Annotated in this window: 14 protein-coding genes; 3 read left to right on the plus strand and 11 right to left on the minus strand. The window is 53.9% G+C overall.

The genetic code is table 11. From position 1 onward, the window contains the following. Window positions 1-67: 67 nt before the first annotated feature. Genes M0D42_RS06705 through M0D42_RS06720 form a run of 4 tightly spaced genes read right to left on the minus strand, consistent with a single transcriptional unit; the run spans window position 68 to window position 2,422 of the window. Window positions 68-913, minus strand: a complete 846-nt coding sequence (locus M0D42_RS06705) for an ATP-binding protein (RefSeq protein WP_265020819.1) — start codon at window positions 911-913, stop codon at window positions 68-70. Continuing rightward, window positions 903-1,778, minus strand: a complete 876-nt coding sequence (gene tatC / locus M0D42_RS06710; protein WP_265020820.1) for a twin-arginine translocase subunit TatC — start codon at window positions 1,776-1,778, stop codon at window positions 903-905. The genes M0D42_RS06705 and tatC overlap by 11 nt, the downstream gene beginning before the upstream one ends. Beyond that, on the minus strand, window positions 1,775-2,194 hold the full coding sequence (tatB, locus tag M0D42_RS06715) for a Sec-independent protein translocase protein TatB (protein WP_265020821.1): 420 nt from the start codon (window positions 2,192-2,194) through the stop codon (window positions 1,775-1,777). Before tatB ends, tatC begins: the two co-directional genes overlap by 4 nt. Window positions 2,195-2,197: 3 nt before the next feature. Next, the gene (locus M0D42_RS06720; RefSeq protein WP_265020822.1) at window positions 2,198-2,422 is read right to left on the minus strand and encodes a twin-arginine translocase TatA/TatE family subunit; all 225 of its coding nucleotides are present in this window, start codon (window positions 2,420-2,422) and stop codon (window positions 2,198-2,200) included. A gap of 158 nt (window positions 2,423-2,580) precedes the next feature. On the opposite strand from M0D42_RS06720, the gene M0D42_RS06725 reads away from it, so the two are divergent. Beyond that, the gene (locus tag M0D42_RS06725; protein WP_265021113.1) at window positions 2,581-3,261 is read left to right on the plus strand and encodes a helix-turn-helix transcriptional regulator; all 681 of its coding nucleotides are present in this window, start codon (window positions 2,581-2,583) and stop codon (window positions 3,259-3,261) included. Here the strand turns inward: M0D42_RS06725 and M0D42_RS06730 are convergent. The 5 genes from M0D42_RS06730 to M0D42_RS06750 all read right to left on the minus strand — a co-directional run bounded on the left by M0D42_RS06730 (window position 3,245) and on the right by M0D42_RS06750 (window position 8,522). Then, window positions 3,245-4,015, minus strand: coding sequence for a squalene/phytoene synthase family protein (locus tag M0D42_RS06730; protein WP_265020823.1), 771 nt, complete (start codon window positions 4,013-4,015; stop codon window positions 3,245-3,247). The genes M0D42_RS06725 and M0D42_RS06730 overlap by 17 nt on opposite strands. 6 nt (window positions 4,016-4,021) lie before the next feature. Then, window positions 4,022-5,647, minus strand: coding sequence for a citramalate synthase (cimA, locus tag M0D42_RS06735; protein WP_265020824.1), 1,626 nt, complete (start codon window positions 5,645-5,647; stop codon window positions 4,022-4,024). After that, window positions 5,644-7,053 carry a cysteine--tRNA ligase gene (cysS, locus tag M0D42_RS06740; RefSeq protein ID WP_265020825.1) on the minus strand — a complete coding sequence of 470 codons (1,410 nt, stop codon included), beginning with the start codon at window positions 7,051-7,053 and terminating at the stop codon, window positions 5,644-5,646. Before cysS ends, cimA begins: the two co-directional genes overlap by 4 nt. A 193-nt stretch (window positions 7,054-7,246) precedes the next feature. Then, window positions 7,247-8,155: a DMT family transporter gene (locus M0D42_RS06745; protein ID WP_265020826.1), complete on the minus strand. Its 909-nt coding sequence runs from the start codon at window positions 8,153-8,155 to the stop codon at window positions 7,247-7,249. Next, a complete protein-coding gene (locus M0D42_RS06750) occupies window positions 8,148-8,522 on the minus strand; it encodes a VOC family protein (RefSeq protein WP_265020827.1) in 375 nt (124 codons plus the stop codon). The genes M0D42_RS06745 and M0D42_RS06750 overlap by 8 nt, the downstream gene beginning before the upstream one ends. 81 nt (window positions 8,523-8,603) lie before the next feature. On the opposite strand from M0D42_RS06750, the gene soxR reads away from it, so the two are divergent. Next, window positions 8,604-9,077 (plus strand): redox-sensitive transcriptional activator SoxR, encoded by a 474-nt coding sequence (gene soxR / locus M0D42_RS06755; protein WP_265020828.1) that lies wholly within the window; start codon window positions 8,604-8,606, stop codon window positions 9,075-9,077. A gap of 216 nt (window positions 9,078-9,293) precedes the next feature. Beyond that, complete coding sequence (locus M0D42_RS06760; RefSeq protein WP_265020829.1) at window positions 9,294-10,835, plus strand: trimethylamine methyltransferase family protein; 1,542 nt, start codon at window positions 9,294-9,296, stop codon at window positions 10,833-10,835. A 50-nt stretch (window positions 10,836-10,885) separates the two neighbouring features. Here the strand turns inward: M0D42_RS06760 and M0D42_RS06765 are convergent, their stop codons facing one another. Both M0D42_RS06765 and M0D42_RS06770 read right to left on the minus strand, forming a co-directional pair. Beyond that, a complete protein-coding gene (locus tag M0D42_RS06765; protein WP_265020830.1) occupies window positions 10,886-11,245 on the minus strand; it encodes a GrlR family regulatory protein in 360 nt (119 codons plus the stop codon). Window positions 11,246-11,558: 313 nt separating this feature from the next. Continuing rightward, on the minus strand, window positions 11,559-15,197 hold the full coding sequence (locus M0D42_RS06770) for a vitamin B12-dependent ribonucleotide reductase (RefSeq protein WP_265020831.1): 3,639 nt from the start codon (window positions 15,195-15,197) through the stop codon (window positions 11,559-11,561). Window positions 15,198-15,277 lie beyond the last annotated feature (80 nt).

Raw genomic sequence — 15,277 nt, forward strand, 5'->3', positions numbered from 1 at the left:
CAAAGAAGAATGCGGGATTGGAATTAGGCCGTGAGGTTGAATAAAGGGCCGCTGAGGCCCTTTACATTTATGAATTGATCAGCACGCCTTTTCGCCCCGCAAGATCAGTAAAATACTGCCATGCGACGCGGCCAGACCGGCTGCCTCTGGTGGCCTGCCACTCAATGGCTTCAGCCCAGAGCGTATCTTCATCGATCTTTACACCGTAGGTCTTGCAGTAGCCGCGGATCATGTCGAGGTATTCATCCTGCGAACATGGGTGGAAGCCCAGCCAAAGGCCAAATCGATCTGACAGAGAGACTTTCTCTTCGACCGACTCAGATGGGTTGATGGCCGAAGAACGTTCATTTTCAATCATATCCCGTGGCATCAGATGGCGACGATTGGAGGTCGCATAGAAGACCACATTCTCGGGCCGTCCTTCGATACCTCCATCCAGCACTGCCTTCAGGCTCTTGTAGTGCTGGTCATCATGGGAAAACGACAGGTCATCACAGAAGAGCACAAAGCGTTCCTCCCTGCCCCGCAGATGATTAAGCAGCCGAGCGACACTTGGCAGGTCTTCGCGCTGTAGCTCAACAATCTTCAAAGGCAGGCCTCGGTCTAACACCTCAGCATGCACAGCTTTCACCAATGAGGATTTCCCCATGCCGCGCGCGCCCCAAAGCAGCGCGTTGTTGGCAGGAAGCCCTTTGGCAAATTGAACGGTGTTTTCCAGCAGCGTATCGCGAGACCGGTTCACGCCGATCAACAGTTCGATGCCAATACGATTGACCTGAGGCACTGGTTCTAGTCGATCAGGTTCCACATGCCAGACGAAGGCATCTGCCGCGTCAAAGTCCGGGGACGGCAAAGGCGCCGGAGCCATCCGCTCCAGCGCCTCTGCAATACGTTTCAAGGTCTTATTTGCCATCTGTATTTAGCTCGTCCTCAAGGTCGGCTTCTTCTTCGTCGTCATAGTAACCTTCTGCGCGCAATTTTTCCTCGCGCTTGGTTTCCACTCGACGCACCAAGAAGATCGACACTTCATAGAGGCCATAGACCACCACAAACAAGATCACCTGTGTGATAACATCAGGTGGCGTCACCAGCGCGGCCAGAACCAGAATGCCCACAACCGCGTATTTGCGCATGTTACCGAGACCTTCAGAGCTGACGAGTCCCGCTTTGCCCATCAGGGTCAACAACACAGGCAGCTGGAAGCAGAGGCCAAAGGCCACAATGAACTTGATGGTCAGGTTCAGATATTCCTGTGCAGAGCCTTGGAAAACCACCGAGAGACCCTGACTGACCTCCTCACCTACGACAGCCTCGCCTTCATTGCCAAACTGCTGGAAGCCCAAGAAGAAATCATAGGCCAGCGGCGTCACAACGTAGAAGGCAAAGGACGCGCCCAGAATGAACATGAAGGGCGACGCAATCAGGAACGGCAGGAAGGCCCCACGTTCGTTTTTGTAAAGCCCGGGCGCAACAAAGCGCCACATCTGCAGGCCAATGTAAGGAAAGGCCAGGATGAATCCGCCCAAGAAAGAGATCTTGATCGCAACAAAGAAGCCTTCTTGCGGGCTGATAAAGATCAGATCACAGTCCTGGCCGCGCTCCCCCAGCACCTGACACAGCGGTGCGGTCAGGAAGTTAAAGAGCGGTGTTGCAACGGTGAAGCAAATCACCATGCCAATGACAAAGGCTACAACTGAGTGGATCAGCCGTGTCCGCAGCTCTGCGAGATGTTCGATGAGCGGCGCAGAGCTGTCTTCGATTTCGTCAGATGAGCTCATTCTGCGTCCTTTGCCTTCTCAGCAGCCTCTGTGGCTGCCTTCGCCTTTTGTGCGGTCGCTTCCTGGATTTTCTTGGCCGCCTCAGAGCGTTCCTCGCTTAAGGATTCGCTATTGAGGTCCAATTTGAAATCCGTCGCCTCTTTAACAGAGTCTTTCACGGAATCCGTGGCCGCCTTCAGAGGGTTTGAAATGGAATTCAGACCATCCGTTGCGCTTTTAAAGCCCGATGTCGCGTCTTTCACGCCTGCTTCGTCAGCGGCCTGGTTCATGGCGTAGGAAAACTCCCGCGCCATGCCACGCGCCCGACCAACAAAACGGCCCACCTGCTGGAACATCACCGGCAAGTCCTTTGGCCCGATCACGATCAGGGCCACAACGCCGATGACCAGAAGTTCGGTCCAACCGAGGTCAAACATCTGTTAGACCTTGTCTTTTTCGTCTGCTGGCGTGACGTCTTTTGCCACTTCAGCAACATCCGCTTCGCCTTCTTCGATCTCTTTCTTGCCGTCATCCACGCCTTTCTTGAACGCAGTGATGCCTTTGCCCACTTCGCCCATCAGGGACGAGATTTTGCCACGGCCAAACAGAACCAGAACGACAACGGCGATCAGCAGAAGACCCGGCAGGCCAATGTTATTGAGCATGAATTTTCTCCCAGTAGGTGCCCATGTCTCAGGGCGTCTATATCTCTGACCCAAGTTTTAAGCATTGCAGACAGCGGGTGACAGCGAGATTAGGTATGGATTTTCACGAAATCATTGCCGATACTGACACTAAACTGACAGTATATGGAATAGTCACCTTGCCCGGCTCAGAATCACGCAGTGCGCGCCTCAGTGCAATTATGAACCGACTATCGGGCGGTGAGACGCTGCGCGCCGAAGATCTGGCACGCGAATTTGGCGTCTCTCAACGCAGTATCTATCGCGATATGGACACGTTGAAAGCCAGCGGCATGCCGATTGAGGCCACACAAGGGACTGGATATCGCGCCGCTGCGGTCATCACGCTTCCTCCATTGCATTTGAATGAACAGGAACTAGAAGCCTTACACCTAGGTCTGCTTGCCGTGGCCGCCAGTGCTGATGAAGATCTGCAAGCAGCCGCACAATCGGTTTCAGAGAAGCTTGACACAGCCATACCCGCTGAAGGAGGCATTTCAGACCAAAGCTTTGCGGTTTATCCGTTTGAACATGCGGGCACAGCTTTGCAGCACCTCGCCACGCTCAGGGCTGCGATCAGATCACAGCAACGGCTACGCGTGACGCTGGGCAGCGGACAGATCGAAGATCTTAGGCCTCTGAAATTAGATTACTGGGGGCGTGTTTGGATTTTGACCAGCTATGGGGAAACCACGCAGGGATTTGTCAAAACCCATGTGAGCTCGCTGACATCCGTTTCAATCCTACCCGGACTGTTTGTGTCTGAGGAAGGCAAAGGGCTCGCTGATCTGACCTCAGCAGAGATCACCAATTTGCGTTAAGTGACTTCCACAAGAGACTGAATTTATTTCTGAATTCCCCGTTATACAGATTGCCTTCTTGCACCACATTCGGGTTTTTCATAGCCTGTTTCAACAGTGAACTAGATTGCCACGTTAGGCGCAGTACGGCGGCGACATCTCGATCAACGCGTCCAATTTCAACACGCGCCATCTTGAAATCAGCAAGCGCCTCTTTCGCCAGCTCTGCAACCGCACTCGCGCGGCCATCGACCAACGGAATACGCCCCTGCGCCTCAAGAGCTGGGATCGCCTGAAACCACCGCGCCAGCCCATCCACACGTCCGACAGTCTGAATATGCTGTGTCTCTGAAGCGCCCGCCAGTTCCGCAGCGACAGCCAGCAACACTCCAGCTGTGTCATCAAGATGGGTCTGAAACGCCGCTACATCCTCAAACGGATCTTTGTAAATGTCCCAACGCCGCGCTTCTACCAGCACATAAAGCGCCTCGGCTTGCTTGGAATTGAGAACCTCTGACAGTGGTGTCACCACCTCATGCCGACGCACCTCACCACCTTTGGCAATTTCTTCCAAGGCGTCACGCCACCATTGCAGGCGCATTTCGGCGATCATGCTTTCTTGAGTCACCCAAGGCGCACGGGCGACTTCGACATTCATGGCATAGAGCGGAAAGAGCTTTTCACGCAGATGCAATGGCCCCGACATAATCGCCAAAAATCGATCAGGATCGCCTTTCTGGACGATCCCGGCGCAGGCTGCAATGTCAGGATTCACGCGCGCTTACCCAATCGGCTGCGCGCCATCGCGCACCAGCTTCCAGACCGTGGCATCGACAAGCGCCTCAAAAGACGCATCCACGATATTGGCTGAAACGCCCACGGTAGACCATTGCCGCCCCTGCCCGTCCACGCTGTCAATAATGACGCGTGTGACAGCCTCTGTGCCGCCCTGTGTAATACGCACTTTGAAGTCCACGAGCCGCATGTCGTCGATCACGTCCTGATACGGTCCCAAGTCTTTCGCCAAGGCCTTCGCCAAAGCATTCACCGGGCCTCGGTCAGAACCGGTTTCATCCATGGACTCGCTTACACTCAGGAATTTCTCTCCACCCGCTTTCACCACAACCACAGCCTCAGACAGGCTGACCATTTCATTACGTTTGTTCTTTCGACGCTCAACCGTCACGCGGTAGCGTTTGACCTCAAAGAACTCCGGCAGCAGGCCAAGCTCTCGTCGCGCAAGCAGCTCGAAACTTGCCTGCGCTGTATCAAAACTATAGCCAAGCGCCTCTTTTTCTTTTATTTTCTCAAGGATACGCGCAAGGGCTGGATTGCCTTTTTCAACCTCAATCCCCGCCTCGCTCAGGCGACGCCTGAGGTTGGATTGGCCAGCCTGATTGGACATTGGGATGACCCGCGCGTTGCCGACAGTAGACGGATCAACATGTTCATAAGTCGATGGATCTTTCAGGATCGCGCTCGCGTGCAGCCCCGCCTTATGAGCAAAGGCGCTGGCGCCCACAAAGGCAGCCTGCTTCGTCGGAACGCGATTAAGGATGTCATCGAGCATCCGGCTGATTTTGGTCAGATCAGTCAGCGCTTCTGTGGTTACACCGGTATCAAACTGGCTCGCGTATGGCTCTTTCAGCAATAGCATCGGAATGAGCGTTGTCAGATTGGCATTGCCGCATCGCTCACCAAGACCATTGAGTGTTCCCTGAATATGACGCGCGCCTGCATCCACCGCAGCCAGTGAGTTCGCCACAGCGTGTTCGGTGTCATTATGCGTATGAATACCCACGTGATCACCGGGCACACCCGCCTCGATCAGCGCTGCCACCGCCTCATGGACTTCTCCCGGCAAAGCGCCACCGTTGGTATCACACAGCACAACCCAGCGTGCGCCGGCGTCGTAAGCTGCCTTCGCAGCCTCCACCGCGTAGGAAGGATTGGCCTTGTAGCCATCAAAGAAATGCTCCGCATCAAACAGCGCCTCGCGGCCTTGGGCTTTGATGTGCGCGATAGATTTCGAGATGTTTTCTGTGTTCTCCGCAAGCGTAATGCCAAGCGCGGTTTCAACGTGGAAATCGTGGCTTTTGCCGACTAGGCACACGGCAGGCGTGCCCGCGTTCAGCACAGCAGAGAGCACATCGTCATTTTCCGCAGACATGCCCGCGCGTTTAGTCATGCCGAAGGCGGTGAATGTCGCTTTAGTGTCCGGGCGGTTCTCAAAGAATTCGCTATCCGTCGGGTTTGCTCCGGGCCAGCCGCCTTCGATGTAATCCACGCCAAGCGTGTCGAGCGCCTGTGCGATCTGTTGCTTTTCAGTCGTTGAGAACTGAACACCTTGGGTTTGCTGCCCATCGCGGAGCGTCGTGTCGTAGAGGTAGAGCTTTTCTTTGGTCACGAAAGCACCTCCAGCTTGGCGGCATCAAAATCCGCACCCGGTAAAAGCTCCACACCCGCCTTGCTCATGCGCACTTCAACACCTGCTTCAATGAGGCCTGTTTTCAAACGATCAACCTCAGAGAAGTCTTTGGTTTCCATTGCCTTTTCGCGCGCGCCAGCCAGTAGTGCCTCAAAGGATGAAAGATCCACCTTCGGAGCTGCTGCCCATTCCGGAACAACATCGCCCACCAAGCCAACAAGCTGCATTGCCGACTTCAGACCGGCGGCATCACCTGCCCCAGCCAATCGGTGCATTTCCGTCAGCGCCTTTGAGGTATTCAGGTCGTCAGCGACAGCGATAAGCACCTCTGAAGGCAGATCGCCCTTCTCAGCGCCCTCCACCATTGCAAACCACTTGCGCAAAGTCGCCTCAGCCTCTTTCGCCTTCTTCTCTGTCCAGTCCATTGGCTTACCGTAATGGGTCGACAGGAAGACAAAGCGGATCACCTCGCCCGGTATACCCTTGTCCAGCAAGTCGCGCACAGTGAAGAAGTTGCCCAATGACTTGGACATCTTCTTGCCTTCTACCTGAAGCATCTCATTGTGCATCCAGTAGCGGGCGAATTCCCCTTCTGGGTGGGCGCAGCAACTTTGTGCGATTTCATTTTCGTGGTGCGGGAACTGCAGGTCATTGCCGCCACCGTGAATGTCAAAGCTTTCGCCAAGCAAATCATGCGCCATTGCGGAACATTCGATATGCCAGCCCGGACGACCCCAGCCCCATGGGCTATCCCAACCGGGCAGATCATCTGTCGAAGGCTTCCACAGCACGAAATCCATCGGATCGCGTTTGTTGTCAGCCACTTCGACCCGCGCACCAGCGATCATGTCATCTACGGAGCGGCCAGACAGCTTGCCGTAATCGGCATAGCTTTTCACCGAAAACAGCACATGGCCGCCGCCATCTGGATAGGCATGGCCCTTTTCAATCAGCCCTTCGATCATGGTGACCATCTGAGCGATATAGCCCGTCGCGCGGGGCATGAAGTCAGGCTCCATCGCCCCCAAAGCACCCATGTCCTTGAGATACCAACCGATGGTCTCATCAGACCGCTCGGCAACAAGCTCTTCAAGAGTACCAGCAGCGCCAGCCTCTTTGCGGCTCAAAGCGGTCGCGTTGATCTTATCATCGACGTCGGTGAAATTGCGCACGTAGGTCACGTGATCCGCACCATAGACATGACGCAACAGACGGTTCAGCACGTCAAACACAACCACAGGCCGCGCATTCCCCAAATGGGCGCGGTCGTAGACCGTTGGACCACAGACGTACATGCGTACATTCTTGGCGTCCAAGGGCTCAAAAACCTCTTTCTTGCGGGTCTTTGAGTTATGCAGTTTGATCGTCAGATCAACGTCGGTCATGGCTCGTCCTCACACGGCTTTCGTGCTGGCGGGCTTAGCAACTTTATCAATGTTTTGAAATAGTAGAACGGCCCGCCAAAATGTCTTAGCAGGTAATGCAGCAAATAATGATGATGCTTGCGGTGTTCATGGGGGCGACCCTAGAAGGCCGCCCCCATGAGGTCAAGGGTGGGTCATGATAATCTACGAAAACCTAGACCCGTGACCGGCGCAGAGAGACCTTGGATTGCGCCAATATTGTGAGAGCGATGCCAAAAAACACCAATCCAGCCCCGGCCCAAGTCACAGTGGAGTAGCGTTCGCCCAGAAACAGTGTTGCTGAGAAAAGGCTCGTCGCAGCAGCCACATAGCCGGTTTGGCTAAGCAATAATGGCCCGCCCAAATGTTGCAGTCGGAAGTAGGCCGGAAAGATCAGCGCGGCAGAGACGAGCTGAATAGCAGTCACTGTCGGAATCACACCGAATTTGGACAGTGGGATCGCGCCATAGAGTACAAACTGCGCTATGATCAATCCGATCAGAGCAGCGCCCTGGCTCCAGAACGCAAGGCTTGCGGGATGCTCGCCCTCAGGCCAGTGCAGCGTGCGATAAATATTCCCCGCGGCAAGCACCATCGGCAGTGCCAACCCTAGAAGCGCCCACGGGTTTATCCCGGCAAACGCGCCATCCCGACCAAGCACCACGACGCAGGCTCCGACAAGGCCAAAGACAATGCCCAAAACGCCAAGCGGCGAAACACCTTTCAAACGAAAGAGCACGGAAAGCGCCAATGTGAAGACTGGGGAAAGCGCGAACATCAACCCCACCTGCCCGGCCCCAAGCTCTGGGATCAAAGCAAAGATCATCACATTGACCAGGGCAAAAGACACCAGTCCTGAAATCAGAACATATTGCAGGACGCGGCCGCGTGGGATTTTGAAGTCCCGCCGCCTCCACAGGTCCGGCGCAATGAAGATCACAGCACCCAAGGAAATAACCATGGCCCAGACTATCGGCGGAACCCCGGCCTGGGAGGCCATTTTTCCGAGTGGAAAGGTCAAGCCAAAGAGGCCACCGGTGTAAAGCAGCAGCGCGCTAGGGCTTTTGTAGATCGCTTCAAGCATAGCTGACGACCTCAAATTCTATGCCCTCTGGGCCGTCAAAATAAAACCGCTCACCAGGTTCGTAGTCGGCATGGCTATGCGGCTTGTAGCCTGCATTAATGACTCGATTTTCGACCGCCTCTAGGTCATCCACAACAACCCCAATATGGTTAAGCCCGCTGAGCAGTCCGTAAGAATTATCGTTCTCAGTCAGAGGCTTATTCGGCGAATACAAGGCCAAATATGAATCATCACTACCAACGTGAACCGTGTATCCGTTGTTCATAGCTGTTCCCTCCCAGCGGATCTTCCAACCAAAGAGGTCATTTAAGATACCAGCCATTTCTTTCGGGTCAGCCACGGTGACATTCACATGTTCTAAGCGCATTTGCTGCTCTCCTATCTATTGAAACTCAATGGAATCTTTTCTAATTTCTCAAGTACTCTTTAAGTCAAACGGATAATATCATTGCAAAACAGACAGATAACAAATAGAGGGCTGAGCATTGGTCAGATTTCTGATCGAACTGGCCTCGCACCAAGCGCCATACGCTACTACGAGGATGAATCGCTGGTTGCACCCTTCCGCAATGCAGGCGGGCAACGTCGCTATGAAAGGGCTGATATTCGGCGGCTTTCATTCATTATGATCGCGCAGCAACTTGGGTTCTCAATCAAACAGATCAAAGCTGCGCTTGCGAGCCTGCCGGACAATCGTACGCCGACCAAAGCCGACTGGACGCGCCTGTCCAAACAATTCCGCGACGATCTAGAGGCGCGCATCGCTCAGATGGAAGCCCTAAGAGACAAGTTGGATGGCTGTATCGGTTGTGGCTGTCTCTCGCTAAAGGCTTGTAAACTCTACAATCCTCAGGATCGCATCAAAACCAAGGGCCATGGGCCAAGGTATTTGATGGGGAATTCAATCGAGGAGATTATGTAAGGTCGGTTTTGCGCTGGATTGGTCGCAAATAAATCAGAAGATTCCGGTATCTCACGGCATCCTGAAAAGCATGGAGAGCTCAATGATCGGCAACCGTTGGAAAATCTGTCTAGTGAGCCGCACGATTGGTGCGGAGCGCGGTAAAGCCGCGCGTGGAGGACCGTGGGCGTAATCACCCCACACGCAAACCTCAATACACTCACAGGACAGACCTCAATGACTCGCACTCAAACCCGCCGCGCTGGCGGACGCAACGCCCGCCGCGAAGCCCGCGCCGCTGCCCTTACAGAAGATCAGCGCGCCATCCACCCCGGCATGTCCGGCGGGAGCTGTAAACCGCTGTCTCCATCGGATATAGACCGCATCCACGAAGCCGCCCTACGCGCTTTGGAAGAAATCGGTCTTGCTGACACGCCAGACAGTGGCGTGGCCTATTTGAAAAAAGTCGGCGCGGTGCTGGGGGACGATGGCCGCGTGCGCTTCCCGCGTGAGGTTGTTAAGGATGCTCTAGGGAAGTCCTGCAAGTCCTTCACCCTCTACGGTCGGGATCCAAAACATGATCTAGAGCTGAATGGCACCCGTGTTTACTTCGGCACCGCTGGTGCGGCCGTCAGCATGGTCGACGTCGAAGGCCGGAACTATCGTGATAGTACGCTACAAGACCTGCACGATGCCGCGAAGATCTGCGACCAACTCGATAACATCCACTTTGTCCAGCGCCCTATCGTGGCGCGTGATGTCCTAGACAATCGCGAGATGGACCTGAACACGATCTACGCGACTTGTTCCGGCACAACAAAACACATTGGCACGTCCTTCACAGAGCCCGATTTTGTAGATGACGCATTGAAAATGCTACATAAAATCGCGGGCGGTGAAGAAGCATGGCGCGCTCGTCCTTTCGTGGCCAATACCAACTGTTTTGTTGTTCCCCCGATGAAATTCGCGACCGAGAGCTGTGAAGCGATGGAGCGCTGCATTCTGGGGGGCATGCCTGTTCTGCTTCTTTCAGCCTGCATGTCAGGCGCAACTGCTCCCTCCACCATCGCAGGAGCGATCGTTCAATCTGTAGCAGAATGTCTGGCGGGTCTGGTCTATGTGAACGCTGTGAAACCGGGTCACCCTGCCATCTTTGGTACATGGCCCTTTGGTCTCGATCTGCGCACCGGCGCTATGACGTCAGGTTCTGGCGAACAAGCGCTGCTTTCTGCAGCCTGTGCGCAAATGCATCAGTTCTATGGCATTCCAGGCGGATCACCAAACGGCATGACCGACTCAAAATTGCCAGACATGCAGGCAGGTTGGGAGCAGATGTGTTCAAACGTCATGAGCGCCCTGTCCGGCACCAATATGGTCTACGAAGCAGCGGGTATGCACGCATCGCTTCTTGGTTTCTGCCATGAAAGCTTAATTCTTGGAGATGACCTGATTGGTCACGCAATGCGCTGCCTACGTGGTATCGAAGTTAATGACACCACGCTCGCAGTTGAGCAAATCAGAGAGGTCTGCATTGGTGGTCCGGGGCACTATCTGGGCACAGATGAAACCCTATCTAGAATGCAAAAAGACTTTGTTTATCCAAGTCTTGCCAGCCGAACCTCACCTAAGGAATGGGAAGAGCAAGGCAAGCCAGATCTGATCGAAGCTGCCACAGCACGCAAAAATGAAATCCTTGGCCGGCCTTCAGCAGCGGCCTTTGATATCCTTCTCGATTCCGAGTTGCGTGAGATGTTCAACATTCACCTGCCACGACCGTAATGAGTGAATTGTTTTATGGTCGGGGGTCACTGTTGTGTCCCCCGGCCTATTTAGAATCCGCGTGGACGACGGTGTGTGCTTACCCGTGACATTTGAACGGACAGGCTCAGGTCTTCCTGACCAACCATCGTTGCAGACAGTTCCGCTTTTCCGTCTCGGATCTGCCCTTTCAGCATGAGTTTATAGGTCTGAAAATCACCAAAGACCGACTCCATGTCTTTGTTGTGCTGTCTCAGCTCAACATGTCCTGTGTATTCATCGTCTTTCAGCTCTTGGAATGCGCCGTCATAAAGAAAACCAACATCCACACCTGAAATCGTCAGGTCTTTCATGGTGAGCTTACCTGCGCCTACATTGCCTACGTTGCTCGCAAAATTGACTTCGTAGTAGCCGTCCGTCGGATGTGCCATGCTCAATACCCCTTCGTTTCACCAAAAAGCGATCTACTGCCGCATCACACAACCTAAGGGTCATCAAGGCTCAATTTGAAAGAAATTGAGACAATTTTATGGCATTTAAAATCTGGAAATAAAATTGGGGGGCCTCGCCCCCCAAGTTTCGCCGCTTAAGCTCACTCTTTGTACCGCTCGAAGTTTTATGCCTGCGGCCTAAGCGTCGTCTCCGGGTGAGCGCACCCACCCTAGAATTCGTGGCGGAATTAACCCTCCGCCGGGGGACGGGTCTGGCCCGAAGGCCATCCCCAGGTGTTCCTGGTCCTAGCTCTTAGCTACAACCTGATGTTGCACCACAGGTGTTGCACTTCATGCATGTCCCGTTGCGCACAAGCGTGTAGTTGCCACAATCCCCACAGGGATCGCCTTCGTAGCCCTGCATTTTGGCCTTGGTGCGCTCATCCATCGTCATTGTGCCGGATGCAACGGCTGTACCTGACGTCATCGCCGCAGGTTCTGCTGTTTCTGGCACCAATGTACTCAGCGCCACCTCAGCATCCATACCACCGTTTAGAACCATTAGTTCCTGTGGCAGACGTTTGCGCAGATAGCCCGTAGAAGAGACCTGTTTGAGCATCTCAAGAGACCGTGTTGCAGCGTTCTCACTCAGCTCTTTTACGTTCGCAACGCCTTCTTCTTCGCCACGGCCCAGATCATCAAAGGATGCGCCTTCTGGCTTCACGTGAGCCAAATCTGTTCGATCTAGATAAGAAACAGCCAGTTCACGGAAGATATAATCAAGTATAGATGTCGCATTTTTGATAGAGTCATTTCCCTGCACCATGCCCGCAGGCTCAAATTTGGTGAAGGTAAAGGCATCTACAAACTCTTCCAGAGGTACGCCGTATTGAAGACCAACCGAGACCGCGATGGCGAAGTTGTTCATCATTGCCCGGAAGCCTGCACCCTCTTTGTGCATATCGATGAAGATCTCGCCAAGCGAACCGTCAGAATATTCGCCAGTCCGCAGATAGACCTTGTGACCGCCAACGATGGCCTTTTGTGTATAGCCCTTGCGGCGCTCAGGCATTTTCTCGCGGTCAGCCTTATAGACCTCTTTGATGACGATCTTTTCGACGATCTTCTCTGCCAGAACCGCCGCTTTTTCCTGCGGAGTTCCGCTTTCGAGGATCTCTTCTGCCTCTTCATCATCCTCGATCAGTGCTGCAGCCAGAGGTTGAGAGAGTTTCGATCCGTCACGATACAGCGCATTGGCTTTCACACCCAAGGACCAGCTGAGCTCGTAAGCTTTCTGGCAGTCTTCGATGGTTGCATCATTTGGCATGTTGATCGTTTTAGAGATCGCGCCAGAGATAAAGGACTGTGCTGCCGCCATCATGGTGATGTGACTATCCACGGAAAGGAAGCGCTTGCCATTCTTGCCGCATGGGTTTGCACAGTCAAAGACCGGCAAGTGTTCTTCTTTCAAATGCGGGGCGCCTTCTAGGGTCATCGTGCCGCAAACATGGTCATTGGCCGCGTCGATGTCTGCTTTGGAGAAGCCCAGGTGGCTTAGAAGGTTGAATTCTGGGTCCATCAGCTTCGCTGCTGGAACACCGAGCGTGCCAGTTACAAACTCCTCACCCAGCGTGAAGTGATTGAAAACAAAGCGGATATCAAAGGCTGTTGCGAGAGCACCTTCGACTTTATCGAGTTCAGCCTGCGTAAATCCATGGCCTTTCAACGTTGTTGGGTTGATCGCTGGTGCATTGCCCAATGTGCCGTGACCCACTGCGTAAGAGATGATCTCTTCAATCTGTGCTGAACCATAGCCTAGCTTTTCCAGCGCGGACGGCACGGAGCGGTTGATAATCTTGAAATAGCCGCCGCCGGCAAGTTTTTTGAACTTCACCAGTGCAAAATCAGGCTCAATCCCGGTGGTGTCGCAATCCATAACCAGACCGATGGTGCCGGTTGGCGCAATCACAGAGACCTGCGCGTTGCGGTAGCCGTGTTTCTCACCTAGTGCGAGCGCTTCATCCCAAGACGCCATCGCCAATTTCGCAAGGTCTTGGTCTGGCACATTGGCCAAATCCAGCGGCACTGGTTTCACTGCCAAGTCTTCATAACCATCTGATGCGCCGTAAGCCGCGTTGCGGTGGTTGCGAATGACGCGCAGCATGTGGTCTGCATTGCGCTTGTAACCAGAGAACGGCCCTAGCTCGCCCGCGATTTCCGCGGAAGTCGCATAAGATACACCGGTCAGGATCGCGGTCAAAGCACCGGTCAGTGCGCGGCCATCTTCACTGTCATAGGACATGCCCATGTTCATCAGAAGACCGCCGATATTGGCATAGCCCAGACCTAGCGTTCGGAAATCATAAGACAATTGCGCGATTTCCTTGGATGGGAACTGCGCCATCATCACAGAAATCTCAAGTGTCACGGTCCACAGACGGGTCGCGTGCACATAGTCTTCGGCTTGGAACTTACCATCCTTCAGGAAGGTCAGCAGGTTCATCGATGCGAGGTTACACGCCGTGTCATCGAGGAACATATACTCAGAACATGGGTTCGAACCGCGAATCTCACCGTCTTCCGGACATGTATGCCATGCATTCACTGTGTCGTGGAATTGGATGCCCGGGTCTGCACAGGCCCATGCAGCATGCCCCACCTGCTCCCACAGATCACGCGCTTTGATCGTCTTTGCCACAGACCCGTCTGTGCGGCGGATCAGCTCCCAATCCCCATCGGTTTCCACAGCCTTCAGGAAGGCATCGGTCACGCGGATGGAGTTGTTGGAGTTCTGACCCGACACAGAGGCGTATGCTTCACTGTCCCAATCAGTGTCGTAGGTCGGGAATTCGATGCTGGCGTAGCCCTGCTTGGCATAGTCCAACACACGTTTCACGTAAGTCTCTGGAATCTTTGACTTCCGCGCCCCTTTGATCGCTGTTTTCAGCTGATCGTTTTTCTTTGGATCAACCGCATCTTCGGTGGACCCGTCCCAGCTGCGAATGGCTGAGAAAATCTCATTCAGCTTCTCTTCGTGAACTTTAGAGCCCGCGACGATCGACGCCACTTTCTGCTCTTCTTTCACTTTCCAGTTGATGAATTCTTCGATGTCCGGGTGATCGGCATCACAGATCACCATCTTCGCTGCTCGACGGGTTGTCCCGCCTGATTTGATCGCACCCGCTGCGCGATCACCAATTTTCAGGAACCCCATAAGGCCAGAAGACTTCCCGCCGCCAGACAGCGCTTCACCATCCGCGCGCAGGCTAGAGAAGTTTGTGCCGGTCCCTGATCCATACTTAAAGAGACGCGCTTCACGGACCCAGAGGTCCATAATGCCACCCTCGTTTACAAGATCATCTGACACGGACTGAATAAAGCAGGCATGAGGCTGTGGGTGCTCATAGGAGCTCTTCGATTTGGTCAGCTTGCCAGTTTTGTAATCGACATAATGGTGGCCCTGTGCTGGCCCATCGATGCCATATGCCCAGTGCAAGCCTGTGTTAAACCACTGTGGAGAGTTAGGCGCAGCACGCTGGGAGGCCAACATGTGGCGCATCTCATCAAAGTAAGACCGCGCATCGTCTTCGGTGGAGAAATAGCCACCTTTCCAGCCCCAATATGCCCAAGCGCCTGCGAGACGATCAAAGACTTGCTTGGCAGAGACCTCTCCGCCCATTTCAGCGCCATCAGCAGGTACAGAACGCCACAGAAACTCTGGAACACCCTTTTCTTTCACTTTCTTGAGCTTGGAAGGCACACCGGCTTTACGGAAGTACTTCTGCGCAATTACATCAGAGGCGACCTGGCTCCACTTCGCGGGGATTTCGACATTTTCTGCCTGAAAAACAATCGACCCATCCGGGTTTCTGATCTCTGATGTAGTGGTGATAAAATCTAGGTCCGCGTATGCGTCTTGGTCTGCCTTGGTAAATTTACGCTCGATCTTCATTTCTGCCCCGAAGTCTTGAACTTACTCTAATCTACATACGAAACAGAGCCATCCAGGCAGCGAGCAGTGGTCAAACTTTA

Source organism: Cognatishimia activa (assembly GCF_026016445.1).
Taxonomy (GTDB): Bacteria; Pseudomonadota; Alphaproteobacteria; order Rhodobacterales; family Rhodobacteraceae; genus Cognatishimia; species Cognatishimia activa_B.